This window comes from Actinocatenispora thailandica (assembly GCF_016865425.1).
Lineage (GTDB): Bacteria > Actinomycetota > Actinomycetes > Mycobacteriales > Micromonosporaceae > Actinocatenispora > Actinocatenispora thailandica.
The window spans coordinates 301,050-325,879 of the sequence record NZ_AP023355.1 but is presented as its reverse complement, the minus strand read 5'-3'; the positions used below and the strand labels follow the sequence as shown (position 1 = coordinate 325,879).

The 24,830-nt window shown below is 73.2% G+C and carries 20 protein-coding genes and 1 riboswitch; of the genes, 5 read left to right on the top strand and 15 right to left on the bottom strand.

The window, feature by feature from the left end:
* Positions 1 to 105 precede the first annotated feature (105 nt).
* Positions 106 to 1,038, top strand: a complete 933-nt coding sequence (murQ, locus tag Athai_RS01505) for an N-acetylmuramic acid 6-phosphate etherase (protein WP_203959793.1) — start codon at positions 106 to 108, stop codon at positions 1,036 to 1,038.
* Positions 1,039 to 1,148: 110 nt separating this feature from the next.
* Entirely contained in the window at positions 1,149 to 1,622 is a 474-nt protein-coding gene (locus Athai_RS01500) for a YbaB/EbfC family nucleoid-associated protein (RefSeq protein WP_203959792.1), read from the top strand.
* 45 nt (positions 1,623 to 1,667) lie between these two features.
* Here Athai_RS01500 and Athai_RS01495 read toward each other — a convergent pair whose 3' ends face one another.
* The 6 genes from Athai_RS01495 to Athai_RS01470 all read right to left on the bottom strand — a co-directional run bounded on the left by Athai_RS01495 (position 1,668) and on the right by Athai_RS01470 (position 8,749).
* Complete coding sequence (locus Athai_RS01495) at positions 1,668 to 2,465, bottom strand: hypothetical protein (protein WP_203959791.1); 798 nt, start codon at positions 2,463 to 2,465, stop codon at positions 1,668 to 1,670.
* Positions 2,466 to 2,478: 13 nt separating this feature from the next.
* On the bottom strand, positions 2,479 to 4,041 hold the full coding sequence (locus tag Athai_RS01490) for a hypothetical protein (protein WP_203959790.1): 1,563 nt from the start codon (positions 4,039 to 4,041) through the stop codon (positions 2,479 to 2,481).
* Between the two features lie 21 nt (positions 4,042 to 4,062).
* Positions 4,063 to 4,365, bottom strand: coding sequence for a hypothetical protein (locus Athai_RS01485; RefSeq protein WP_203959789.1), 303 nt, complete (start codon positions 4,363 to 4,365; stop codon positions 4,063 to 4,065).
* A 184-nt stretch (positions 4,366 to 4,549) separates the two neighbouring features.
* Complete coding sequence (gene groL / locus Athai_RS01480) at positions 4,550 to 6,169, bottom strand: chaperonin GroEL (protein ID WP_203959788.1); 1,620 nt, start codon at positions 6,167 to 6,169, stop codon at positions 4,550 to 4,552.
* Positions 6,170 to 6,418: 249 nt separating this feature from the next.
* Positions 6,419 to 7,324, bottom strand: a complete 906-nt coding sequence (locus Athai_RS01475) for a hypothetical protein (RefSeq protein ID WP_203959787.1) — start codon at positions 7,322 to 7,324, stop codon at positions 6,419 to 6,421.
* Positions 7,325 to 7,849: 525 nt separating this feature from the next.
* Entirely contained in the window at positions 7,850 to 8,749 is a 900-nt protein-coding gene (locus Athai_RS01470; protein ID WP_203959786.1) for a LysR family transcriptional regulator, read from the bottom strand.
* A gap of 70 nt (positions 8,750 to 8,819) precedes the next feature.
* Here Athai_RS01470 and Athai_RS01465 point away from each other — a divergent pair, with 70 nt between their 5' ends.
* On the top strand, positions 8,820 to 9,953 hold the full coding sequence (locus tag Athai_RS01465) for a YeiH family protein (protein WP_239156647.1): 1,134 nt from the start codon (positions 8,820 to 8,822) through the stop codon (positions 9,951 to 9,953).
* A 75-nt stretch (positions 9,954 to 10,028) separates the two neighbouring features.
* Here Athai_RS01465 and Athai_RS01460 read toward each other — a convergent pair whose 3' ends face one another.
* The 7 genes from Athai_RS01460 to Athai_RS01430 form a co-directional block, all read right to left on the bottom strand.
* Complete coding sequence (locus tag Athai_RS01460) at positions 10,029 to 10,235, bottom strand: cold-shock protein (protein WP_030448857.1); 207 nt, start codon at positions 10,233 to 10,235, stop codon at positions 10,029 to 10,031.
* 232 nt (positions 10,236 to 10,467) lie between these two features.
* A complete protein-coding gene (paaN, locus tag Athai_RS01455) occupies positions 10,468 to 12,150 on the bottom strand; it encodes a phenylacetic acid degradation protein PaaN (protein WP_203959785.1) in 1,683 nt (560 codons plus the stop codon).
* Between the two features lie 145 nt (positions 12,151 to 12,295).
* On the bottom strand, positions 12,296 to 13,306 hold the full coding sequence (locus tag Athai_RS01450; RefSeq protein WP_203959784.1) for a GNAT family N-acetyltransferase: 1,011 nt from the start codon (positions 13,304 to 13,306) through the stop codon (positions 12,296 to 12,298).
* A gap of 135 nt (positions 13,307 to 13,441) precedes the next feature.
* Entirely contained in the window at positions 13,442 to 14,503 is a 1,062-nt protein-coding gene (locus Athai_RS01445; RefSeq protein ID WP_203959783.1) for a S53 family peptidase, read from the bottom strand.
* Between the two features lie 153 nt (positions 14,504 to 14,656).
* Positions 14,657 to 16,834, bottom strand: coding sequence for a hypothetical protein (locus Athai_RS01440; protein WP_203959782.1), 2,178 nt, complete (start codon positions 16,832 to 16,834; stop codon positions 14,657 to 14,659).
* 546 nt (positions 16,835 to 17,380) lie between these two features.
* Positions 17,381 to 18,652 carry a threonine synthase gene (thrC, locus tag Athai_RS01435; RefSeq protein ID WP_203959781.1) on the bottom strand — a complete coding sequence of 424 codons (1,272 nt, stop codon included), beginning with the start codon at positions 18,650 to 18,652 and terminating at the stop codon, positions 17,381 to 17,383.
* An 11-nt stretch (positions 18,653 to 18,663) separates the two neighbouring features.
* Positions 18,664 to 18,790: riboswitch (SAM riboswitch) on the bottom strand.
* Between the two features lie 138 nt (positions 18,791 to 18,928).
* Positions 18,929 to 20,077: a DMT family transporter gene (locus tag Athai_RS01430; protein WP_203959780.1), complete on the bottom strand. Its 1,149-nt coding sequence runs from the start codon at positions 20,075 to 20,077 to the stop codon at positions 18,929 to 18,931.
* 96 nt (positions 20,078 to 20,173) lie between these two features.
* Between Athai_RS01430 and Athai_RS01425 the strand changes: the two genes are divergently transcribed.
* Positions 20,174 to 20,479 (top strand): ArsR/SmtB family transcription factor, encoded by a 306-nt coding sequence (locus Athai_RS01425; protein WP_203959779.1) that lies wholly within the window; start codon positions 20,174 to 20,176, stop codon positions 20,477 to 20,479.
* Between the two features lie 58 nt (positions 20,480 to 20,537).
* Positions 20,538 to 20,726 (top strand): zinc ribbon domain-containing protein, encoded by a 189-nt coding sequence (locus tag Athai_RS01420; protein ID WP_239156646.1) that lies wholly within the window; start codon positions 20,538 to 20,540, stop codon positions 20,724 to 20,726.
* A 43-nt stretch (positions 20,727 to 20,769) separates the two neighbouring features.
* Here the strand turns inward: Athai_RS01420 and Athai_RS01415 are convergent, their stop codons facing one another.
* Complete coding sequence (locus tag Athai_RS01415; protein WP_203959778.1) at positions 20,770 to 21,639, bottom strand: ABC transporter permease; 870 nt, start codon at positions 21,637 to 21,639, stop codon at positions 20,770 to 20,772.
* A 52-nt stretch (positions 21,640 to 21,691) separates the two neighbouring features.
* On the bottom strand, positions 21,692 to 24,388 hold the full coding sequence (locus Athai_RS01410) for an alpha/beta fold hydrolase (RefSeq protein WP_203959777.1): 2,697 nt from the start codon (positions 24,386 to 24,388) through the stop codon (positions 21,692 to 21,694).
* Positions 24,389 to 24,830: the final 442 nt, after the last annotated feature.

Below are 24,830 nucleotides of genomic sequence, written 5' to 3'. Positions count from 1 at the left end.
TCGAGCCTTCGCCGTCAACGAGTAACATCGCAACCGGGGGTCCAGGCGGACGTCGAGCCGTGCGGGGCCTCCCAGGCAGCACCACCGCAAACCTAGGAGCCGCAGGTGTCTCAGGCCGCATCCCGCGCCGTCCGGTCGGACCTCGCGCAACTGCGCACGGAGCAGACCGACCCGCGATACGCCGAGATCGACCGGCTGCCCACCGCCCAGCTCGCCGCGCTGATGAACGAGGCCGACGCGGGCGTGCCGGCCGCCGTCGCCGCCGCCATCCCGGCGGTGGTACCGGCGATCGACGCGATCGTCGAGCGCCTCGCCGCCGGCGGCCGGCTGATCTACGTCGGCGCCGGCACCCCGGGGCGGATCGGGCTGCTCGACGCGGCCGAGTGCCCGCCCACCTTCGGCACCGACCCGGAGACCGTGCAGGGCATCATCGCCGGCGGCAGCACCGCGATCACCCGCGCGGTCGAGGGCGTCGAGGACGACGCCGAGGCCGGCGTCACCGACCTGGCCGCGCGCGACGTCGGCGCCGGTGACGCGGTGCTCGGACTCACCGCCAGCGGGCGCACCCCGTACGTGCTGGCCGCGCTCGCCGAGGCCCGCCGGCGCGGCGCCGTCACCGTCGGCCTGTCCTGCAACGCCGACGCCGAACTCAGCGACGTGGTCGAGTTCCCGGTCGAGGTCGCCGTCGGCCCCGAGTTCATCGCCGGCTCGACCCGGCTCAAGGCCGGCACGGCGCAGAAGCTGGTGCTCAACATGATCTCCACGATCAGCATGGTGCGGCTGGGCAAGACGCACGGGAACCTGATGGTCGACCTGGTCGCCACGAACGAGAAGTTGCAGGCGCGGGCGATCCGGATGGTCCAGGAGATCACCGGCGCCGCCGCCGAGGTGGCCGAGGCCGCGCTCAACGATGCCGGCCGGCACGTCAAGACCGCGGTCGTGATGATCGAGCGCGGTACCGACGCCAACACCGCCCGGGCGCTGATCCAGGCCGGGCAGGGCCGGCTCGGCGCCGCGCTCACCATCCCGCTGCCCTGACCTCACCCTGCTCGGCCGATACCGCGGGCGGGCCGGCGCCAGCGGCCACCGACCGCCCGGCCAGCGCGTCCAGCGGTGTGCCGGTTGTACCGGATTGCTACGTTCGTCGCGTGGCTGACAGCAACGAGTACTCCGACCTTGCCGGGTCGGCGGCCGACGCCGAGGACCCGCTCGAACGGCTCACCACGATGCGCACCCGGATGGCCGAGGCGGTCGGCACCGGCGAGTCCGCCGAGGGCCTGATCAGCGCGCGGTTCACCGCCGCCGAGGGCCTCGCCGCGCTCGAGGTCGACCCGCGCGCGCTCCGGGTGCCCTCGGAGGATCTCGCCGAGTACGTTCGGCTCGCGGTCAACAACGCGTACGACGACTATCGCGCCGCGATCCAGCAGATCGGCGCGGAGGGCTTCGGCGGGTCCGATCCGGAGGCCGCGGACCTGGTCGACAACCCGCAGGCGGCGCTCGGCCAGCTCGCCAAGCTCGGCAACGACTTCGCCGGTCGGCTGCAGGGCCTCGCCCGCGAGCTCGGCATCCAGCAGCACCGGGCCAAGGACGCCATGGCGCGCTTCCGCCCGCCGGAGGAGTGATCCGAGGCGCGCGCCCGAGCCGATCCCGAGGCGCGCGTCCCGGGCCTAGTGTCGGGGCCGCCGCCACCCGGCCCCGCGCCACGGCTGTTGCCGCCGCCCGGGCGGCCGCTGCCAGCCCGGCGGCCCCGGCGCCGGCCCGGCCGGTGCCCAGCCCGGAGGACCCGACGGCGGCCCCGGTGGGCCGTCGGCCGCGCGCCGCGCCCCGGCGCGGCGGCGCCCCACCAGCCACGCCAGCAGCGGCAGTGCCAGCAACAGCACCATCGGCAGCGCGATCAGCACGACCAGGAACGGGCGCAGCGCCGGGACCGCGGTGCTGAACACCGCCGGTACCCGGCCGGTCGGGTCGTAGGTCACGTCGTAGCGGGTGCCGACCTCGCTCGGCCGCGTCCGGGCCAGCGTGTAGGTGCCGGCCGGGCAGCGCATCGTGTGCTGGTAGCTGACCCGGGTCTCCAGGTGGGTGCCGCCGGTCGGCTGCAGCACCCCCGGCGAGTGCGGTGCGCCGTGCACCGGAACCTGCCGCTGGTGCCTCGTGACCGCGGTGACCCGGCAGCTGACCGTACGGCCGGAAGCCTGGTAGACGAGCGCGTCACCGGCCTGCACCAGCCCGGCGATCAGCGGCACGAAGACCACGAACGACAACACGAACAGCGGGATCCGGCCGCTGAGCAGCACACTGCCGGCCACCACCAGCAGCACGCCGACGATCGTCGCCACGAGCAGCTGGGTGGCGACGGTGGCCATCAGCACCGGGCCGAGCGCCGCGAGCACCCAGCCCGCCACGACCAGGCCCCAGGCCCAGCGGACCGGAGCAGCGCTGGGGGTCAGCGGTCCGCCTCGCGCCACGGCTGCGCTCCCCTCACGAGTCCGTCCGGGTGACCCGGCCACTGTCCGGGTCGTACCGCAGCTCGTGCTCGTGCCTCTCGCCCTCCTCGCCGTTGCCACCGTGCTCGGTCCCGGCCTTGGTGTACACGCTGTCGTCGCCGCCGGCGTGCTGGTCGTAGCCGCCGGTCAGGCTGCCGTCGCCGTGCCCGTACGGCGTGGTGTAGCCGCCGGTGCCGGTGGCGCTGTAGTGGTTGCTGCCGTCCGCGTCGTGCTGGTCCGTGCCGCTCGCCCCGCCGTGCACCGACTCACCGGTGGCGGTGTCGCCCGCCGAGGCGGACACGCCGCCGGAGTACGTGCTGCTGCCGTCCGCGCCGTGCGTGTAGCTGCCGTTCACCCCGGCGTCGGCGCTCGCCCCGGAGTACTCGTTCTCGTACTTGCCGGTCACGCCGCCCGAGTAGGTGTGGCTGCCGTCCGCGTTGTCGTCGTACTCCCCGGAGGCGGTGCCGCTGTAGGTGCTGCCGTCCGGCGACTTGTAGCCGCCGGTCAGGTCGCCCTTGTAGACGTTGTTGCCGTCGGCGTCCTGCTCCCAGCCGGCGTTGCCGGTGACCTGCGGCCCCTCCTCCGGCGTGTACCCACCGCTGACCGAGGCGCCCTGCCAGCCGTGGTCGCCGTACTTGACGTCGGCGCCGGCCGAGAAGTCGCCGTACTTGCCGGACGCCCCGACGTCCCAGGTCTTGTCCCAGTCCCGGTCCGCGTTCAGGTTGATGTCACCGAACTTGGTCTTGCCCTCGTTCAGCTCCGGCTTGCCGTCCGGGCCGATCACCGGCTGGCCGTCCTTGCCGAGCGCCGGCGTCTTCTCGTTCATGTTCGCGTACGCGATGCCGGCGTTGGCGGCGTTCTGCAGCAGGTTCGCGCCGGCCGCGGCGGCGCCGACCGCCTCGCCGTTCAGCAGGTCGCCGAACGCCTTGTCGTTGCCGTCGATCTCCTCGGCGGTGGCGTCCAACACCGCGCCGCCCTGCAGCACCTCCGCGATCGCCACCCCGACCTCGGCCAGGATCCCGGTCGCCACCTGGGTGATCTCCAGGCAGACCGCCGCCGCCGCTTCCAGCTCCGGCACCGCGACGGAGCCGACCACGGTGCCCTCGCAGGCGAGGATCGCGACCCCGATCGCGATCAGCGCGATCGCCATTCCGGCGGCGAACACCGCGTACGCGCAGAGGGCGCCGGCCATCACGCTCAGCGCGATGCCCGCCGCCTCCAGGTAGATCTCCACCACCTGGTACTGCTCGCAGGCCTCCCTGACCTTCTTCTCGTACGCGTCGCGATCCTGCGCGGTCCAGTCGTCGCCGGACACCCCGGCCACCGCCTGCTGGAACGCCTCCGCAGCCTGCCGCACCAGCGCCGACGCCTGCCGCCAGTCCTGCCCGGCCTTGTCCACCGCGGCGGCGTCGCCCGCGGACAGGGTGAACATGAACTTGATCATGACCGCCGGCGCGACCTCCATCGCCGCCGCGGCGAGGCAACCGTCCGAGGCCGCCTTCATCAGCGGCTTGTCGAAGCCGAACGCACTGCTCTGGTTGGACGCTTCGTCGCCCATCGTCGCCTCCCGCCGGCTCGGTCAGACCTCGAAGGTGTTCTTCTCCTCGCAGAGCTGCCAGTTCTTCGCGGTCGCGTCGAGCTTGTCGGCGAACCCGTTCGCCTGCCTGATGTGCGTGCGCAGCGTGTTGAAGGCGAACTGCAGCGCGCCCGGGTAGGCGACCCCGCAGGCGGTACCGGTGATGCTGAACGCCCCGCCGTCGAGGTTGTAGACCTTGTTCAGCGTCTCGCCGGCCTTCTCCAGCTTGGTCGCCACCTCGCGGCGGATCTCCTTGCCGTGGTCGGCGATCCGACCGTGGTCGATGCTGCGCAGCACGCCGCCCATGACGCCCTCCCGAGAAGCTCCGGTAGTTGCCGGTTCGGCCGGCATGACACCGACTGCCGCCGATGACCGTATCGAACCGGCACAACTCGCCGGGGTCGGACGAGTCCGCGGGCACGGCAAGGGGCGGACCCCGTTCGGGATCCGCCCCTCGTCTGGTGCGTGTTCAGTTACCGGGTGGCGTGGCTCAGAAGTCCATGCCGCCGGCGTCCGGAGCGGCCGGGGCCGGGTTCTTCTCCGGCTTGTCGGCCACCACGGCCTCGGTGGTGAGGAACAGGGCCGCGATCGAGGCGGCGTTCTGCAGCGCGGAACGCGTCACCTTGGTCGGGTCCAGGATGCCGGCGTCGAGCATGTTGACGTACTCGCCGTTGCCCGCGTTCAGGCCGTGGCCCGCCTCCAGGTTGCGGACCTTCTCCGCCACGACGCCGCCCTCGAGGCCGGCGTTCACGGCGATCTGCTTGAGCGGGGCGTCCAGCGCGGACCGCACGATCGCGGCACCGGTGGTCTCGTCCGCGTTCAGCTCCAGCTTGTCGAAGGCCTTGGTGCCGGCCTGCACCAGCGCGACGCCACCACCGGGGAGGATGCCCTCCTCGACGGCCGCCTTCGCGTTGCGCACGGCGTCCTCGACGCGGTGCTTGCGCTCCTTCAGCTCGACCTCGGTGGCCGCGCCGACCTTGATGACCGCAACGCCGCCGGCCAGCTTGGCCAGCCGCTCCTGCAGCTTCTCGCGGTCGTAGTCGGAGTCGGACGCCTCGATCTCGTTGCGGATCTGGTTGACCCGGCCCTGGATCCGGTCCGCCTCGCCGGCACCGTCGACGATGGTGGTCTCGTCCTTGGTGATGACGACCTTGCGGGCCTTGCCCAGCAGCTCCAGGCCGACGTTCTCCAGCTTGAGGCCGACGTCCTCGCTGATGACCTGGCCGCCGGTCAGGATGGCCATGTCGTCCAGCATCGCCTTGCGGCGGTCGCCGAAGCCCGGCGCCTTGACGGCGGCGGACTTGAAGGTGCCACGCACCTTGTTGACGATCAGGGTGGCCAGCGCCTCGCCCTCGAGGTCCTCGGCGATGATCACCAGCGGCTTGCCCGACTGCATGACCTTCTCCAGCACCGGCAGCAGGTCCTTCACCGCCGAGATCTTGGAGTTGACGATCAGCAGGTACGGGTCGTCGAAGCTGGCCTCCATCCGCTCGGTGTCGGTGGCGAAGTAGGCCGAGATGTAACCCTTGTCGAAGCGCATGCCCTCGGTGAGCTCGAGCTCGAGCCCGAAGGTGTTGCTCTCCTCGACGGTGATGACGCCTTCCTTGCCGACCTTGTCCATCGCCTCGGCGATGATCTCGCCGACGGACGAGTCCCCGGCGGAGATCGACGCGGTCGCGGCGATCTGCTCCTTGGTCTCGATGTCCTTGGACAGCTGCGCCAGCTGCTCGGTCACGCTGGCCACGGCGGCCTCGATGCCCCGCTTGAGGGCGATCGGGTTCGCGCCCGCGGCCACGTTGCGCAGGCCCTCCCGGACCAGCGCCTGGGCCAGCACGGTGGCCGTCGTCGTGCCGTCACCGGCAACGTCGTCGGTCTTCTTCGCGACCTCCTTGACCAGCTCGGCCCCGATCTTCTCCCACGGGTCCTCGAGCTCGATCTCCTTGGCGATCGAGACACCGTCGTTGGTGATGGTGGGGGCGCCCCACTTCTTCTCCAGAACGACGTTGCGGCCCTTCGGGCCGAGCGTCACCTTCACGGCGTCGGCGAGGCTGTTCATGCCACGCTCAAGGCCGCGGCGCGCCTCCTCGTCGAACGCGATCATCTTTGCCATTTGGGCGTTGTCCTCCGGTGTGTCAGACACCTAGGTGCCGGCCCTGGTGGGGCTGGCACGCGGGTAAGTACACGCTCGGCCGGTCGATGCCCGCGACGGACGACCCGACGACCGCGACACCCAGCTGGTGTGCCTCGGCCCCCCGGCCTCACCGCCCGACCTTTGGCACTCCCGTACTGCGAGTGCCAGCTCAAGGTTTAGCACTCTGCCCGGGCGAGTGCAAGCGAACCGCACGGTACGAGGCCCCGGTCACTCCATCGCGGCGACCAGTTCCTCGCCGGTCGGCGCGTCCTGCTCCTTCGCCCGCAACCCGGTGTACGTGCCGAGCGCCCCGGCGCACTGCGCGACCACGCCCGGCGCCGACGCCACCAGGACCAGCACGAAGAACACCCCGAACAGCCACGGGGCGAGCTGCACGGACGTGGCGTTCACCGTCCCGTCCGGACCGGCCGCCGTCGCCATCGTCGCCACCATCGGGATCTCCGCGATCATGCCGATCACCCCGCCGAACATCCCGACGATCATGGCGGTGATCAGCATCCGCCCGACCGACGGCCAGAAGTCGCTGTGCATCAGCCGGAACGAGCGGCGCAGCGCGTGCCGGCCGGGCTCGAACGCCACCAGCGCCGGCGTCTGGCTCATCGCCAGCTGGAGGTAGTAGCCGGGGATGATGCAGGCGCAGAAGCCGACCAGCACGATCGGGATCTCCAGCAGCTGCCAGAGTCCCAGCACCCAGCCTCGGCGCAGGCCGAACCGGACGTCGGCGGCGATGTCGCGGGGCCGGCCGACCGCCTCCCGCGCGATCAGCCGCATGATGGCCACCTGTGCGGCGGACTGGGCGTAGAGCAGCAGCAGGGCCAGCGGCAGCATCACGAGGTAGAGCACCACGAGGGTGCCGCCGGGGTGAACCGGCTCGCCCTCGTTCGCCAGCCGGGAGAGCTCGAACAGCCTGGCGTACAGCAGCGCGCCGGGCACGAGCATCAGCACGCCCGGGATCAGCAGGGCGCCGCCCGCGATCAGCGACGCCGGCAGCCAGTTGCGCCGGAAGAAGCCCCAGGAACGGGTGAACCAGCCCGCGAACGACTCGTCCGGGGTACCGGTCAGCGGGTCGCCGGGCGTCCGCGGCGGCGGCCGGTACCCGGCCTGCGGTGGCACCCGGTAGCCACCCGGGGCGGGGCACCGTACCCGCCGCGCGGGGCGCCGGGCGGCGGGCCGTACCCACCCGGCGGCTGGTGCCGGCCCGAAGGGGGTGGCACCGCACCCGGTGGCGCCGGCGGCGGTGCCGAATCCGGCGGCACGGCACCCGCCGGGGTGGCACCGGGCCGCGCGGCCGCGTCCGGCGGGGTGGCACCGGGCCGCGCGGCCCCGTCCGGCGGGGTGGCACCGGGCCGGGCGGCCGCGTCCGGCGGAACGGACGGGATCTCGTCGGCCGCTCCCGGCCCCCACCCGCTGGCGTACGCGCTGGTCGGCGTCGACTTGCCGGGGGGTGCCGGTTCCGGGGTGGAATCGGCCGGGCCGGTCGGGGCGGGATCGGAATCGGTCACCGGACGCCTCTCGTCGACAGAAGTGAACGCCGGGACCGTAACAGGATCGGTCCAGCCGCCGGGGCCACCCGATCGGCCGGGGCCGCACCGCCTGCTCGGTGCCGGGAGGGCGGCAGGTGGTGCGGTGCCGCGCGGTTCAGGGCCGGAGCGTGTCGAGGAACTCGGCGGTGAGGTCGTGCGCGTGCGCCGGCCGCCACACCGCGCGCAACTCGCGGCGCAGGTCCAGCCCGGCGACGGGGACCTCGACGAGCGCGCCGGCGGCGAGTTCGGCGGCGACCGCGAGCCGGCTGACCAGGGTGGCACCCAGCCCGGCGCGGACCGCGGTCTTGAGCGCCTCGGTGGAGGTCATCACGCCGAGCGGGGTGGCCACGGTACGGCCGGCGCGGTGCGCGGCGTGCTCGTAGGTGGCGCGGGTGCCCGAGTCGGGTTCGCGCAGCAGCAGCGGCGTGCCGGTCAGTTCACCGGCCGGCAGCGGCCCGTCGGCGCGGGTCCACGGGTGGCCGGGCGCGACCACCACGGCCAGCTCGTCGGTCGCGACCGTACGGGTGGCGAGCTCCGGATGCGGGGCCGGGTCCTCGACGAAGCCGAGGTCGGCGGTGCGTTCGGCGACCCGGGCGATCACCGCCGCCGAGTTGGCGACGGCGAGGCTGACCACCACCTCCGGCCGCACCGCGCGGTACCGGGCGATGACCGGCGGCAGCAGGTACTCGGCGTTGGTGTAGCTGGCCGCGATCCGGACGTGCCGGCGGCCGGCGGCGCGCAGCGACCGGGCCTCGGTGAGGAAGCCGTCCAGCTCGGCGAGGACGCGTTCGGCGTGCTCGGCGAGCCGGGCACCGTCCGGCGTCGGCCGGGAGCCGCGCGGGGTGCGGACGACGAGTTCGACGCCGAGTCGGCGTTCCAGCCGGCGCAGTGCCTCGCTCGCGGACGGCTGGGTGATGCGCTGCGCGCGGGCCGCCGCCGACAGGCTGCCCAGCCGTACCGTGTCGACGAACAGCCGAAGGCTGGCCAGATCGCCCGGCCCCAACTCCTGACTCATAGGCACACCCTATGTGCCCATCTCGGATCCGCCTCTGGCTGGCTGCCCCGATCCACCCGAAACTGACCGGGTGACCACTCAGACCACCGCCGCCCCGGCATCGACCGGCAGCGGTACCGGCCCGGTGCGCCGGCTCGGCCCCGGACTGCTGCTCACCCTCGCCGTCGCCGTCGTCGCCACCGGGGTCGGCACCGTCGCGCCGGTGATCGGCGCACCGGTGGTGGCGATCCTGCTCGGCGCGGGGGTCCGGGCGGTGGGCGGCTCGCGCCGCTGGTGGCCGCGGCTGCGGCCGGGTGCGGCGTTCGCCGGCAAACGGATCCTGCAGGCCGCCGTCGTGGTGTTCGGGCTGGGGTTGTCGCTCGGCGCGGTGGCGAAGGTGGGGCTGACATCGTTGCCGGTCATGCTCGGCACGCTGACCGTGTGCCTGCTCGGCGCCTGGCTGTTCGGCCGGGCGCTGCGGGTGCCGCACGACCTGCGCGCGCTGATCGGCTCCGGGACGGGGATCTGCGGCGCGTCGGCGATCGGCGCGGTCAGCCCGGTGATCGCGGCGACCGAGGCGACGACCGCGTACGCGGTGTCCACCATCTTCGTGTTCAACGTGGCCGCGGCGCTGCTGTTCCCGCCGCTGGGTCACCTGCTCGGGCTCAGCGATCAGGGTTTCGGGCTGTGGGCCGGTACCGCGGTCAACGACACGTCCAGCGTGGTGGCCGCCGGGTACACGTTCAGCCAGGCCGCCGGGGATCATGCGGTGGTGGTGAAGCTGGTGCGGTCGTTGATGATCGTGCCGGTGGTGATCGGGATTTCCGCGCTGTGGCGCCGTCGCGCGGCGACCGCCACCGCCGCCGCGCCGGGCAACGCCGCGCTCGGGGCGCCGGGGAGCGGGCGGCCGGACGACGGCGTGCCGGCCGAGGCGGTGCGGAAGCCGGCGCGGGCCCGGCTGCTCCGGCTGGTACCGGTGTTCCTGTGGCTGTTCCTGGTGGCCGCGGGCGCGAACACGATCGGCCTGGTACCGGCGGGTGCGCATCACGCGCTGGGCGTGCTGGCGACGTTCCTGGTCGCGGTGGCGCTGGCCGGGGTGGGCACCGGGATCGGCGTGGCGGACTTCCGCCGCGCCGGGCCGAAACCGTTGCTGCTGGGCGGAATCCTGTGGGTGCTGGTCGCGGTGACGAGCCTCGGCGTGCAGGCGGTCACCGGCCTCGGCTGACCGGGTCGGCCGGCACAACCGGAAGGCGCCGGCCGGCTGCCGACGCCTTCCAGGGACGAGTGAATGAACCGGTGATCAGCCGGCAGCGAGACGAACGTTCTCCGCCTGCGGGCCCTTCTGTCCCTGGGCGATGTCGAACTCGACACGCTGACCGTCGTCCAGAGACTTGTAGCCGTCCATCTGGATGGCCGAGAAGTGGACGAACACGTCCTGCCCACCATCCACGGCGATGAAGCCGTAGCCCTTCTCCGAGTTGAACCACTTGACGGTGCCCTGTGCCACGGTGCACTTCCCTTACCTCAACCTGCTCCGGACCGCGGTTGCGGCTCCGGGACCCTCACATCCTGCGGGAAGCGTGCACGCGACACAACCCCGACCGGAGACTGACGGCCGATGCGAAACGCTACACGAGCAGGACCACCCTGCACAGCCTCTTCGCTTTCATGTGGTATGAGGACTCGGTAAAAGCCCAGGCCAACCCGTCGGATCCGGTCGCCTCTCGCGCCGCGAAACCTCAGGAATGGCGGCGCGACTGCACGATGCGGAACCGCCCCGCGACGTACGCATCGTCGGTGAGGCAGGCGTTCGCGGCCGGATTCGCGCCGGTGGCGTGGAAGTCGCTGAACGCCGCGGACTGGTTGACGTACACGCCGCCGGTCAGGTTCTCCGACAGGTGCACGCCGACCGTCACGGCGACCCGCTCGGCCGCGGCCAACACCGACTCGTCGGTGGAGTAGACCGACGCGGTCAACGCGCCCCGGTGCGCCACGGTGCGCTCGAACTCGGCGAGCGAGGCGGTCGTACCGTCGGTCGCGACCAGGAAGCTGATCGGGCCGAACCACTCCCTGCCGTACACGGTGTCGTCGGTGACCGACAGCCGGCGGATCAGCGGCGTGCGCACCACCGCGTCGGCGTGCGCCGGATGCGCGACGGTACGCGAGTCCAGCACCGCGTCGCCGACCTGCGCCGCGGCCGACACCCGGTCGCGTACCCCGTCGTTGACGATGGCGCCGGTCAGCTCCACACCGCGGGCGTCGTCGTCGGTCAGCTTGCGCACCGCTGCCGAGATGCCGTCGGCGACCTCGTCGAAGCTCTTGTGCCCCTGCTCGGTGTCGATGCCGCCGGCCGGCAGGAAGATGTTCTGCGGGGTGGTGCACATCTGCCCGGAGTAGAGGGTCAGCGAGAAGCCGATGTTGGCGCACATCCCGGCGAAGTCGTCGGTGGAGTCGACGACGATCGTGTTGACGCCGGCCTTCTCGGTGTAGACCTGCGCCTGCCGCGCGTTCGCCTCCAGCCAGTCACCGAACTCGGTCGAGCCGGTGAAGTCGACGATGCGCACCTCGGGCCGGGTGGCCAGCTCGGCGGCGATCCACTCGCCGGGCGCCTCCGCGGCGAGCTGCACCAGGTTCTCGTCGAACCCCTGCTCCGCCAGCACCTCCCGGGCGTACCGGACGGTGACCGCGAGCGGCAACACCGCGCCGGGGTGCGGCTTGACGACGACCGGGTTGCCGGTGGCGAGGCTCGCGAACAGTCCCGGGTAGCCGTTCCAGGTGGGGAACGTGTTGCAGCCGATCAGCAGCGCCACGCCGCGCGGGATCACGTGGTACTTCTTGTCCATGGCCAGGGGCGCCCGCTTGCCCTGCGGCTTCTCCCAGTGCGCACCGGCCGGGTGCCGGGTCATCGCCGCGTACGAGTAGGCGACCGCCTCCAGGCCGCGGTCCAGCGCGTTCGCGCCGCCGGCCTGGAAGGCCATCACGAACGCCTGGCCGGTGGTGAACTGGACCGCGTTCGCCAGCTCGAACACGTGCTGGTGCAGCCGGTCGAGGATCTCCAGGCAGACGCCGACCCGCGCCTCGACCCCGGCGTCCCGCCAGCCGGGCAGCGCGGCGGTGGCGTTGCGCAGCAGGGTGTCCACGTCGGTGTGCGGGTACCGCACGTCCAGCGGCAGGCCGAACGGGCTGGACTCGGTGGCCACCCGGTCGCCGGGCTGGTCGAGGGGGAAGTCGGCGCCGAGGTACGCCTCGAACGCCGCCCTGCCCTCGCCGGCCGCCGCCTCCCCGTACACCCGGGGGCTGGGGGACTCGGGGTAGGCGGACCAGAAACCGCGCCGCCAGATCGTGTCCAGCGCCTGGGTCAGGGTCTTGAGATGTGCCGCGAACAGCGGGTGGCTGCCGGTGGCTTCGGTGGTAACCGTCATGCCGCCATCATGCCGCCGGCACCGCCCCCTCGACGACCACCCGCACCCTGTCGATCATGGGGTCGTCCGGGTTGATCATGGGGTGGTCCGGGCCGGCAAGCGCTTACCCTGCGGACAACGCCATGATCAACGGGCGGTGGGAGGGTCAGACGGACTGTTGCCAGGCGTCCCAGAGGTCGACGATGCGGAAGCCGAGCTGCTCGTTGATCGCGATCATGTGCGCGTTCTCGGTCGCGTTCCAGGTGTGTACCGAGGTCAGTTCCGGCACGTCCGACATGGCCTGGTGCAGGTTGGCGAGCTTGGTCAGCAGGCCCAGCCGGTGCCCCCGGTGCTCCGGCAGCACCAGGGTGATCTCCTGGTCCATGGTGTCCCGGCGGCAGCCGTACCCGACGAGTTCGGTCCAGGCGACCAACTCGCCGGACGGCTCGTGCCGGACCATCGCGTGGTAGTTGCGGTGCCCCCGGGCCGCGCCGGAGCGTTCGTACTCGCGCACCCGGGCGACGTCGATCTTCTCCGGCTCCCACTCGATGTCGCCCAGCGGCACCTCGCCGATGAACCTGCTGCTCAGTACGGCCCGGCCGGCGACGAGATCGTCCGGCGTCGCACCGGACCAGGTGAGCAGGGTGTAGTCCGCGCCGGCCGCCCGGCGGTACTCCTCGACCTGTTCGGCCAGCCGGTCGAGCGACAGCCCGGTGGTGTTCAGCACCCGCCGCGCCTCGGTCTGCGCCCGGGCCGCACCCATCGCCGTGGCGAACGGGGTACCGGCGTCGGGCCGCGGCGGCCCGTCCGGCAGCGCCCGGACCGACTCGGCCAGCAGCCGGGACCGGCCCTCGGCCCGCAGCACCCGACGCAACTCCTGGTACAGCGCGGTCCCGATGCCCCGTCGGCGCGCGTCCGGCCGCACGGTGAGGTCCACCTCGGCGTTGTCGAGGTTGTCGAGCGTCGGCAGGCCGATGCCGAGGATGCCGTCGATCCGGCCGTCGCGAACCGCGACCCGCCGGAGCATCCGCGTGCCGGCCGCCGGTACCCGCAACCGGCCGAGCAGTTCGGCCCGGCACCCGGCCACCACGCCCGGCGCGTCCACCGCCGCCGCGGTCCGCTCGACCTCGAGCCAGCCGTCGACGTCGGTCTCGGCCCGGAACTCGCGAATCTCCATCCACCCAGGATGCGAGCGACGGTCACCGCCCGCGACCGAATTCCGCACCGGGTCGCCGCCCGGCCCGGCCGGCACCACCCGGCGACGCCGCGCGCGGCCCCGGGACGCCGCAGCGGCCCGGGGCAGCGCCGCTGGTCAGCCGCCGAAAGCGCCGAGACCGTTCGGGGTGCCCAGCCCTGTCGGGCCGTCGTACCCGGCGACCCCGGTGCACAGGTAGTCGCCACCGCAGTCGAACTCGTCGGTGGCGTTGCTGCCGCCGACCACGTCGCGCAGCGCGCCGGCATGCCCGTACAGGTAGCTGGCGTCACCGAACAGCTCGGGATGGCCGGCCAGCGCGATGACCCCGGCGACCAGCGGGGCGGCGGCGCTGGTACCGCCGGCGACCGCCCAGCCGAGCCCGTCGGACGAGTCGTACACCGCGACGCCGGTCGCCGGATCGGCCACCGCGGCCAGGTCGGCGACGGTCCGCCCCGGGCAGTACGGGTCGTGCTGCCACGCGGGCTTCGCGGTCCAGGCCGAGCAGCCGCTGCCCGCGCCGGACCACGCCGACTCGGTCCACTTACCATCCACTGTGGACAGCGCCGTGCCGCCGACCGCCAGCACGCTGTCGTAGGCCGCCGGTACCTGCGGAATCCGATACCCGCTGTCGCCCGAGGACGCGACGACCGCGACGCCCGGATGGCGGTAGTGCGCGGCCAACCGCCCCGTGGCGCTGTACTCGTCGCCGCCGTAGGAGTTGGAGATCTCGGTCGCGCCCAGCGCCGCGGCGGTGTCCACCGCCGCGGCCATGTCGTCCAGCGCCGCGGAGTTCGCCGCCACCACCAGGATCCGGCAGTCCGAGCAGGCCGCGGACACCATGTCCACGTCGAGCGAGATCTCCGGCCCCCAGCCCTGGTCGCCGGGCAGCGGCCCGGCGGCACCGTCCTGGTTGACCACCCGCAGGCAGCCGTCGTCGACCGCGCACGGCGGCAGGCCGTACGCCTGTCGGTAGACGGCCAGGTCGGCGGCGAGGTTCGGCGCGGTACCCGCATCGACGATGGCCACCGTCTGGTCGGCGCCGCCGCTGTCCGGCAACCGGTACGCGTCCCGCAGCTGCGCCGGCCCGTACCCGGCCGGCAGCGCCGCGCCGGTCCGTCCGCCGCCGGACCTCGCCGGGTGCCGCGGCACGTCGGTCCGCAACTGGGCGAAGCAGCGCACCTCCCCGGTGCCGGGTCACCGCACACGTCCCGTACCGCCGGGCGGGTCGGCGCGGCGGTGGCCTGCGCGGCCGTGGACAGCCCGGTCACCGCCAGCGCCACGGCGGCGACCAGTGCTCCCGTTCGTACTCGCATCGTTGACCTCCTGACCGGCTCAGCCGGCGATCGTGTAGGCGGCGGTGATGGTCTGGGTCAGCGAGCCGCCGAGCGCGTCGGTCGCGGTCAGCCGCAGCGACGGCGAGCTGCCGCGCGCAGCCGCCGGGTTGGTCCAGGACACCCGGTACCGGCCGTCGTCGCCGGACACCCGGGCCCGGTGCCAGCTGGCGCCGCCGTCGGTGGACAGTTCCACCTTGACCGCGGTGATCCGCGCGCTGCTGCCGAACTTCCCGTACCGCTGGTGGCCGACCCGCAGTCGCATCGTCTGGGTGGCCAGATCGCTGGTGTTGTGCGCATCCACGGCCAGCCGGTAGTTCGCGGTGAGTACCGGCAGCACCCGGCACGGGGTGTCCACGGTCTGCCCGGGGCAGCTGGCGGGCGCCGGCATCGCGACCGCCGTGTCCGGCGAGTACCGGAACCGCACGTCGGTGACCGACCTGGTCGCCTGGCTGACCGTGCCGACGGCGCGCTGATCCATCTCGTACCGCATCCGGAAGGTGGCCGGCTGCGCCGGATCCGCGGTGAGCTGCCCGTCCAGGTACGGCATCGGCCGGTCCGCGACGACCGTTCCGTTGCGGTACAGGCGGAAGCGGGTGGTGGCGCCGCGCGGCATGTAGCCGGTGGCGTGCCCGTCGCTGTCCACCGCGGCCTGCAACCCGATGTCGAACGTGTCGCCGGCGACGCAGGCCACGCAGCCGGCCGGCTCCGGGTACCGACCGACGCCGGGTACCAGCGGGCCGCGCCCCCAGTCGACGTGGTACTCGTGGCCGGCGACGTAGCGGTGCGGCTGACCCCAGAACGGCAGCCTGTTGCCGTTCTGGATCGCCTGGATCCAGCCACCGCCGTCGCTGGTGCCGACGTAGTCGGTCACCTCGCCGGGCATCTGCTGCACCGGCGACGGGTTGAGCAGCGTCGGGGTGTGCGCGAGCATGTCGTCGTACGCCCCGCTGTACAGCATTCCGGTGTCGTCGGCCTGCGCCGGATCGCCGAAGAAGTGCTGGTGGATGGTCGCGAGCTGGCTCGGCGCCACCTGCAGCGACTCGTCGGCGGGGATGCGGTCGAACCCGAACGCCACGTCGTAGCGGTACGCCTCGGCGCCCGCCGGCGACTGCCCGCTCCACTGCACCACGTAGTGCAGCCGGCCGACCTGCGCCGCCGGTTGCGGCGACACGTACAGCGCGTCGCCGGCGGCGACACCCTGCATGTCCTCCACACCAACGCCGGCCGCGTCCTGCCGGACCAGCCGGATCATCGCCTGCGCCGGTACCGTCGGCCGCGGCGTCGCGACCGACACCCGGGCAGTGGCGGCGGCCTCGGCCACCGGCACCGTCGTCGTGGTGCCCGCCTCGACCGTCACGTCGGTACCGACGACGTAGTGCAGCCCGGTCTGCTCACCCTGCTCGTCGAAGTCGCGGAACGGGGCGGTGAAGCTGTAGTGCCCGACCGGCACCGCGATCCGGCCGACGCCGTCGACGACCGGTACGTACACGTCGGTGCGCCGCGCGTCGTCGGTGTTGACCAGCAGCACCCCGGTGGTGGCCGCGGCGCCGGTCAGGTCGGTGGCGTCGAACTGCACGATCGCCTGCTGGTAGTGCGGGGAAACCCGCTGCGCCGCAGCCGATGCCAGCCGCATCCCGGTCATCCCGGGTACCAGCTCACCGCTGCCGGCCGGGCGGCCGGCCCGCACGTCGGCGCCGATGGCCGCCCGCACCGCGGCGCCGAACGTCCGGGTCGAGGCGGCGGTCAGGTACCCGTCGGCGGTGTCGCCGTCGACCGCCGTCACGGTGACCCCGGGCGGGGCGCTCGGCGTCACGCCGGCGGCGAACGTCATCCGTACCGGGATCCGGTGGCCGGCACCGAGCTTCGCCAGCTCCGTCACGTCGAACAGGGACCGGTCCAGCGGGCGTCCCAGGTACTGCCCCGCCGCCGCAGGCACCGCGTACCGGTCACCGTCGGCGCCGGTGTGCCAGGACAGCCCGGCGTCCCGCGCCGATGTGGCGCCACCGGGCCCGACGGTCACCCGCTGCCCGGTGGCGAGCACGACCTCCGCGCCGGCCGGCTGCCCCGCCAACCGGGTACCGCCGGTGTCCGCGCCGCGCGACCCACCGCCGGCGCTCGTACCGCCGCCGTCGGCGCTGGCCGTGCCACCGGCCGCCACCGCCGCCAGCGCGGTCATCGCCACCACCACGCCCTGGCCGAGTCTCCGCCGTCGACCACTTCTCGCTGGTTTCCGCACTCGCCGCCCCTTCCCTCTACCGGCTTCCACCCGGTACTTGCCGGGAACGGCGCGCACCGTTCGCGGCGCGGTGACGACGCTCACCGTCGGGCCGGGTCACCCGCCCGCGGGGCTGCTCGTCGAGAGGGTGCAGCGTGCGGTACCGAGGAAGGGGAAGGCCGAGGAACGCGGGATCCGGGGGCTCGGCCCCCGGGCGCTGAGCGAGGCCCAACGCGCTGCGGTCTGCGCGCACGCTTCGGCGCCGAGCGGATTGGCGCGGGAGGGGCACCACGTCGACCGCGCCGAAGCGCAGGATTTGGGTGTCACTGCTCGACGAGTCGTGCAGGACAAGAGGTGTGGTGCCCTCCCGCGTCGCATATGTTCCACCTTCACGACGCTGCCGTCAAGTGCGGTGACGCTGCGCAACGATGACCGGTGGACACGCCTCGTTCCCCGCCGATCGCGGTGCCCGAACCGTCCGGAATGTCGGGCTCTCGACCCGGGAGGTCAGCCGAGCAGGCCGGCCTCGCGGGCGGCCTTCAGCGACGGCCGCACCGTGTGGGTCGGACCGACCTGCGCGGACACCGCGTCGATGGTCTTGAGCCCCTCGCCGGTGTTGTACACGACGGTTTCGGCGTCCCGGTCCAGCTTGCCGGCCTCGACGAGCTTCTTGAGGACGGCGACGGTCACCCCGCCCGCCGTCTCGGCGAACACCCCGGTGGTCCGGGCGAGCAGCTGGATGCCGTCCCGGATCTCGTCGTCGGTGACGTAGTCCATCCAGCCGCCGGTGCGCCGCACCGCCTCCAGCGCGTACGGCCCGGCGGCCGGGTCGCCGATGTTCAGCGACTTGGCGATGCCGGTCGGCTTGACCGGGGTGATCTGGTCGGTACCGGCGTGCAGCGCGGTGGCGATCGGGTTGCAGCCGGCGGACTGGGCGCCGAACACCCGCCACGGGGTGTCGTCGACCAGGCCGATTTCGACCAGTTCGGTGAACGCCTTGTCGATCTTGGTGAGCAGCTCGCCGGACGCCATCGGGATGACGACCTGCTGCGGCAGCCGCCAGCCGAGCTGCTCGGCCACCTCGTACCCGAGGGTCTTGGAGCCCTCCGCGTAGTACGGCCGGACGTTGACGTTGACGAACGCCGTCTCCTCGAACTCGTCGGTCTCGGTGAGTTCCTGGCACAGCCGGTTGACGTCGTCGTACGAGCCCTCGATGGCGACGACCTGCCCCTGGTAGACGGCGCTCGTGACGACCTTGTTCTGCTCCAGGTCGTACGGGATGAACACGATGCTCGGCACGCCCGCCCGGGCGCCGTGCGCGGCGACGGAGTTGGCCAGGTTGCCGGTGGAGGCGCAGGCGAACCGGCTGAAGCCGAGCCCCTTCGCGGCGGTCAGCGCCACCGAGACGACGCGGTCCTTGAACGAGTGCGTCGGGTTGGCCGAGTCGTCCTTGACCCACAGCGTCTTCAGGCCCAGCTCGGCGGCCAGCGCGTCCGCCTTGATCAGCGGGGTCATGCCGGGGTTGACGGTGACCCGGCTGGCCGGGTCCTGCCCGGCGGGCAGCAGCGGCGCGTACCGCCAGATGTTGTGCGGGCCGGCCTCGATGTCGGCGCGGGTGACCGCGCGCAGCGCCGCCTGGTCGTAGCCGACCTCGACCGGCGCGAAACACTCGTAACAGGCGTTCTGCGCGATCAGCGGGTATTCGGCGCCGCAGTTGCGGCAGACCAGCGCGCGGGCCGGGTTGGCGGCGATGCCGGAGGAAGCTGCGATCACGCTCATGCGAAGCCTTTCGCTCATCTTTCCCACGCCGGTGACGGTCGCAGGCCGGAGTTGGCACCTGCCGGCTCGCGTCGAGCGCGAGCTGCGGTGGTTGCCGGGGCGTCATCGGGCCGGTCCCTCAGCCCCTCTGGATGAGGTGCATATGAAGTTGTACGCGCAGCTTACCCACCGGCGCGGCGACCTCCCGGCCCGTGGTCCCACTGCGTGGACGTGAGATCGACCATGCCTTCTGCCGGTGCCGCACCCCTCGGCGGCACCGGCAGAAGGCCGACGCGGTCACCGGCCCGACAGCACCTCGGCCGACGCCCACTCCGGTCCGGTCAGGACACGTCGGGCCGTACCGGCGGGCGCCGGCGTGGCCGGGGCCCCGCCGGGCCTGGGCTGGATCCGCCCGGCGCCGGCGCCGCCAGCCGGACGGTCGGCGGACACCGGGCGAGCGGCGGACACCGGACGGTCGGCGGACTCCGGGCGGGCAGCGGTCCCGCGCGGCGGGTCGGCCGGCACCGCGGCGCGGACGCCGGTGGTGGCGCGGGCCGCGGCGCGGCGGGCCAGTACGTTCGTCGCGACCAGGGCGGCGACGGTCAGCGCGGCCCCGACGATCTCGGCCGGCACCGGCCGGTACCCGCGGGCGATCTGGATGCCGAACGTGATGACCGGTACCAGGTTCATGAACAGCGCCGCGTTGGGTGCGCCGAGCCGGCGGATCGCCACGTTCCAGGCCAGTACCGCGAGCACCGACGAGGCGATCGAGATGTACCCGAGCTGCCAGGCGTCGGCGCCGAGCGCAGCGATGCCCGGCAGGTGACCGATGCCGGCCAGGTCGACGGCGACGGCCACCAGCACGGTCGCGGCGGCGCCGACGATCTGGGTGAGGGCACCGAACCGCAGCGCGCCCCAGCCGGCGAACCGGCCGGCGCCGTGCGTGTACACGGCCCAGCCGACGACGCCGAGGAACGCCATCGCGTCGCCGCTGCCGATCGCACCGAGGTCGGTCGGGTGACCGTGCGTGATGACCAGGCCGACGCCGGCCAGCGCGACGAGCATCAGTGCGATGGTCGGCAGGGTCGGCCGGACCCGGTCGCGTACCCAGCGGACCAGCACGGTCAGCAGCGGGGTGAGCGCGACCATCAGGGCGCCGTTCTGCGGCGCGGTGTAGCCGAGCGCGATGTTGACGAGCAGGTTGAAGCCGGCGATGCCGACCACGCCGAGTACCGCGATCTCGGCGAACCGCCCGTCGGTGCGGAACGCGCGCCGGCCGGCGGTGGCGGCGAGCAGCGCGGACAGGACGGCGGCGGCGATCAGGTAGCGCGCGGCGGTGAGGTGGTACGCGTCGACGTGCCGGAGGGCGCCGGCCATCACGATGAACATGCCGCCCCAGATGGCGACGGAGAACAGCGGCAGGCCGTACGAGCTGGACCTGGACATGAGCGAGCTTCCCTTGTTCGACGAATCTCGAACCTTTGACTCGGCTCACCCTAGGCGCATGTTCGACGTTTGTCGAACATGCGTTACCCTTGCCACATGGAGCTCTACGAGCCGGACGTGGCCGCCGTACCGGTGACCACGATCCTGTCCGCGCTGGGCGACGAAGCCCGGCTGGAGATCGTGCGCGAACTCGACCGCGACGGTGAACGATGCTGCGGCACGTTCGACCTCGGGCTGGCCAAGGCCACCCGGTCGCACCACCTCAAGGTGCTCCGCGAGGCAGGGGTCACGCACACCAGGATCGAAGGGACCAGCCGGTACGTCTCGCTCCGGCGCGACGAACTGGAGCGCCGCTACCCCGGCCTGCTCGGCGCCGTCCTCGCCACCGCCCGCACCCCCTGAGCACCGGGACCGGCGGCAAGGCGGCCCCGCGGTGGCGGCGGTTCGCCACACTGGGGGCATGACGATGCCTTCGCAGCCTGCCGCGCTCACCTGCCCGCTGTGCGGAAACCGGGAGTTCCAGACCGAGGCCGGCCGGCTGGACAGCAAATGGGGCGTGACCTCGCACAAGATGGTGCTCAAGATCTGCACCCGGTGCCGCTACATCCTGCACTTCTACGACAAGCACTCCATCTTCGACTTCGACTGACCGGCCGTCCCGCTTCGACCTCGGCTGACCGGCCGTCCGGCGGTCAGGACGTGACGTCCTTGCGCAGGAACCGCCACCAGGCGAGGGCGGTGAAACCACCCGCGTAGATCAGTGCGGAGAAGGCGCCGCGGGCCATCAGGTCCCAACGCACCGGGTCTGCCAGCAACCCGGTGTAGGCATCCTGGTAGTGCGTCGGCAGCAGCGCGCGCAGCCCGCCCAGCGCCGTCACCTGGTCCAGGATGCTGGACACGATGACCAGCAGCACCGCGCCGCCGACCGCGCCCAGCGCGTTGTCGGTGCAGACCGACAGCAGGAACGCCAGCGCCGCCGGCACCAGCAGCACGATCGCCAGATAGCCGACCACCCCGGCGATCCGGCCCAGCGCCGGGCCGGGCGCGATGGTGTCGCCGGTCATCGTCACCAGCGGATGCCAGCCGAACGCCGCCGCGCCCACGGCCAGGGTGACGCCGGTCAGCACCACCAGCGCCGCCGCCGAGGACAGCAGTCCCACCGCGTACTTGACGCCGAGCAGCCGGCGCCGCGGCACCGGCGCGGCGAGCAGGTAGCGCAGCGAACCGGCACTCGCCTCGCTCGCCACGGTGTCCCCGCAGAACAGCGCGACGATCACGACGAGCAGAAACGACGCCGAGACGAACAGGGTGAAGACGGTGAAGTTCGCCGCCCCGGACTTCGCCACGGTGACGAACGCGTCGCTCTGGTTCTGCGCCGAACCGCCATTGCCGTCGGTGCCGAACCGGAACGCGAGGAACAGGATCACCGGCAGCGCGACCAGGAAGGCGAACACCAGCTGGGTGCGCCGACGGGTCAGCTGCCGACGGATCTCGGTCCCGACCGACAGCGTGCGGGCCGGCCGGTACCCGGCCGCCCGGCCGTCCACGGTGGACGCGGTCATCCGGCACCCCGATTCCGGCGGCCCCCCGCCAGCCTGTCCACAGTGGACATCGTCATGACTCACCCCGATCGAGCAGGGCCAGGAAGGCATCCTCCAGCCGGCGCCGCGGTACCACCCGGTCGACCGCCACGCCGCCGCCGACCAGCGCGTCGACCAGCCGGTGCCGGGGCGTACCGTCGGCCAGCTCGACCAGCAGGCCGCCCTCGGCGCGCGCCACCGTCGACACCCCCGGTACCGAGCTGAGCAGCGGCTCGGCCGCGTCCGGGTCGGTGACGCCGACCAGCACGCTGGGCGAGTCGCCGATGATCTCGGCAACCGGGCCGGCCGCCACCAACTCGCCGCGGCGCATCACGACCACGTGGGTGCAGGTCTGCTCGACCTCGGCGAGCAGGTGGCTGGAGACCAGCACCGCGCGGCCGTCGGTGGCGTAGCGCTGCAGCACCCGGCGCATCTCGGCGATCTGCGGCGGGTCCAGTCCGTCGGTCGGCTCGTCCAGGATCAGCAGGTCGGGCAGGCCGAGCATGGCCTGCGCGATGGCCAGCCGCTGCCGCATCCCGTGGCTGTACGCGCGGACCCGGCGGTGGATCGCGTCGCCGAGGTCGGCGATGTCCAGCACCTCGGCCACCCGGGCGTCGTCGAGCGGGCGGCCGGTCGCCTTCCAGTACAGGGTCAGGTTGTCCAGGCCGGACAGGTGCGGTAGGAAGCCGGGACCTTCGACGAGAGCGCCGATCCGGGACAGCACCGGCGCACCCGGGCCGGCCCGGTGGCCGAACAGCAGCGCCTCGCCGGCGGTCGGCCGGATCAGTCCGAGCACCATCCGCAGCGTGGTGGTCTTGCCGGCACCGTTCGGCCCGAGCAGGCCGACGACCTGCCCCGGCTCGACCGTGAAGCTGGTCCCGCGGACCGCGACGAACCCGTCCTTGTACGTCTTGCGCAGCCCGCGCACCGCGAGCGGGGTGTCGGCGAGTTCCGCGACCACCGCCCGCTGCCGGCCGCGCCGGCGGGCCCGGGCGATCAGCAGCGCCACCGCGATCACCAGCACGGCGAGCACGACCGCGGCGGCGAGCAGCCAGTACCAGATGCCCGCAGGATCGGTGAGCGGGGTGGCGGCGACGGCGGGCAGCTGCAGCGCGCCGGCCACCGCCACGGTGTAGGTCGCCGGCTCGCGCGGGCCCGCGTACGCCCGGTCGGCGGTGTCGACCACCAACCGGATCCGGTGGCCGGTGGCGAACCGGTGCACCATGCCGGGCAGTGTCACGGTCACCGAGCCGCGACCCGTCACCCGGATCGGGGCGGCCTGGCCGGCGACGAGGCTCTGCGCACCGTCCGGCGCGACGTCGTACAGCTTGGCGAACAGCACGCCACCGGGATGCGCGGCGCCGATGCGGATCGGTACCCGGGCGGCACCGGTCAGGTCGACCGGCGCCGACACCGCGGCCGAGGTGAACGCCGCGGTCTGGCCGGGGATCTCGGTGGCCGGGGCGACACCGGCGATGCCGACACCGGGGACGGTGGAGGTGGCGGCCGGGGTGCCGTTCGGCGGGCTCGCCACCGGCTGCGCCGGGCCGCGCAGGGCGACGTGCGCGCCGGGCCGGCGCAGCCCCGGATAGTGCGGCGCGGACATCGCGGTGGTGCGCACCGCGCCGGCGGACCGGTCGTACCCGACGATCCGGCTGAAGGTGAACGAGTCCGACGCGTGCCCGCTGCCGCCGCGCAGGTAGCGATCCAGCCAGTCCGCGGTGAGCTGGCGGACCCGGTCGTGGTCGGCCGCCGAGCCGGCACCACCGTCGTGGCCGCCGGAGAACCACACCACCCGGACCGGCGCGTGCGTGATACCGCGCGCGTTCGCGTCCGCCTCGGACAGCGGAAACAGCGTGTCGGACAACCCCTGCACGAGCAGCGTCGGCGCGTGGATCCGGTCGAGTACCGAGGCCGGCGAGGACCGGCGCAGCAACGCGACGGCCGCCGCGTCGGGCTTGCCGTCGGCGAGGACCTGCCGGTACATCCGGCACACCTCGGGCGCCCACCGACCGCAGCCGACCGCGTTCGGGTCGGGTGCGGCCGGGCCGCCGTCGTTCCGGCGCGGCGGGCCGGCGTGCAGGCCGGCGCCGAACAGGTAGCCGAGCCAGGCCTGCTTGAGCACGCCGTCGGTGGCCGGGCGACCGGTCGACTCGGGGAACAGCGAGGTCGCCAGGTCGTGCCAGGTGATCTGCGGGACGATCGCATCGACCCGCCGGTCCGCGGCCGCGAGCAGCAGCGTCAGCGCCCCGCCGTACGACCCGCCGACGGCCGCGACCCGCGGATCGTCCGGGCCGTCGGAGCGGACCTCGGGCCGGTGGCCGAGCCAGTCGACCAGCCGGCGCGCGTCGGTGACCTCCCAGTCCGGGCTGTCCAGGTGGATGTCGCCGCCGGAACGGCCGAACCCCTGCGCGCTCCAGGTGAGCACCACGTAACCGAGCCGGGCCAGGTCCTTCGCGTCTCCGGCGACGCTGGCCTTGGTGCCGCCGAGACCGTGCGCGAGCAGTACCGCCGGGGCTGGGGTGCCGGAGTCGGGCAGGTAGAGCGAGGTGTCCAGGCGGACCGGTTGGTCGCCGTGCGGCCCGGTGCGCACCGTGATCAGCTGGTTCTGGACCCGGTAGCCGGGCAGCGCGCGGACCACGAAGAACACCGTCAGGCCGGCGGCCAGCGCGAGGACGACGATCGCTGCGACGACCCGGTCGCGGGTCCGGTGGGGCAGCAGGCGCGGCATGGGGCAACGGTACGCGGCGGCATGATCGCGTCGGTCCCGTTCCACAGCGCCGCCTCAGCCAACGACCGGCACATACTTTGCGCTTCGGTCAGCCGGCCACCAGGCGGACAGACCGCTGCGGGTGCCGCCGGCCTTCGTCCCGGCAACCGGCCCGCTGTTCTTCGCGGCCGGCTCGCCGCCCGCATGGCCGGCCCGCTGTCCTCGCGAACGGCTCGCTGTCCGCATGGCACGGCCCGCTGTCCTTCGCGGTCGCACCCACCCGTGCGGCCGGCCCTTTGCTCTGCGCACCTGAGCGTGCCATCGCTGGTGCACAGGAATGCGCAGAGCAAAGGACGGCCAGCAGGGGCTACCCGTCATCGAGATGCGGGGGTGAGATCGTCGACCGAACGCACCGGCGGGGCCGCACCGGTCCACGCCGCGTCTGGACGACCGGTCGCGGGAT

Excerpts from the sequence above, each read along its gene's own strand:
- Athai_RS01490 (WP_203959790.1), bottom strand. The coding sequence starts at position 4,041 with ATGGGCGACGAAGCGTCCAACCAGAGCAGTGCGTTCGGCTTCGACAAG.
- Athai_RS01485 (WP_203959789.1), bottom strand. The coding sequence starts at position 4,365 with ATGGGCGGCGTGCTGCGCAGCATCGACCACGGTCGGATCGCCGACCAC.
- groL (WP_203959788.1), bottom strand. The coding sequence starts at position 6,169 with ATGGCAAAGATGATCGCGTTCGACGAGGAGGCGCGCCGCGGCCTTGAG.
- Athai_RS01470 (WP_203959786.1), bottom strand. The coding sequence starts at position 8,749 with ATGAGTCAGGAGTTGGGGCCGGGCGATCTGGCCAGCCTTCGGCTGTTC.
- paaN (WP_203959785.1), bottom strand. The coding sequence starts at position 12,150 with ATGACGGTTACCACCGAAGCCACCGGCAGCCACCCGCTGTTCGCGGCA.
- Athai_RS01450 (WP_203959784.1), bottom strand. The coding sequence starts at position 13,306 with ATGGAGATTCGCGAGTTCCGGGCCGAGACCGACGTCGACGGCTGGCTC.
- Athai_RS01440 (WP_203959782.1), bottom strand. The coding sequence starts at position 16,834 with ATGACCGCGCTGGCGGCGGTGGCGGCCGGTGGCACGGCCAGCGCCGAC.
- thrC (WP_203959781.1), bottom strand. The coding sequence starts at position 18,652 with ATGAGCGTGATCGCAGCTTCCTCCGGCATCGCCGCCAACCCGGCCCGC.
- Athai_RS01430 (WP_203959780.1), bottom strand. The coding sequence starts at position 20,077 with ATGTCCAGGTCCAGCTCGTACGGCCTGCCGCTGTTCTCCGTCGCCATC.
- Athai_RS01425 (WP_203959779.1), top strand. The coding sequence starts at position 20,174 with ATGGAGCTCTACGAGCCGGACGTGGCCGCCGTACCGGTGACCACGATC.
- Athai_RS01420 (WP_239156646.1), top strand. The coding sequence starts at position 20,538 with ATGACGATGCCTTCGCAGCCTGCCGCGCTCACCTGCCCGCTGTGCGGA.
- Athai_RS01415 (WP_203959778.1), bottom strand. The coding sequence starts at position 21,639 with ATGACCGCGTCCACCGTGGACGGCCGGGCGGCCGGGTACCGGCCGGCC.
- Athai_RS01410 (WP_203959777.1), bottom strand. The coding sequence starts at position 24,388 with ATGCCGCGCCTGCTGCCCCACCGGACCCGCGACCGGGTCGTCGCAGCG.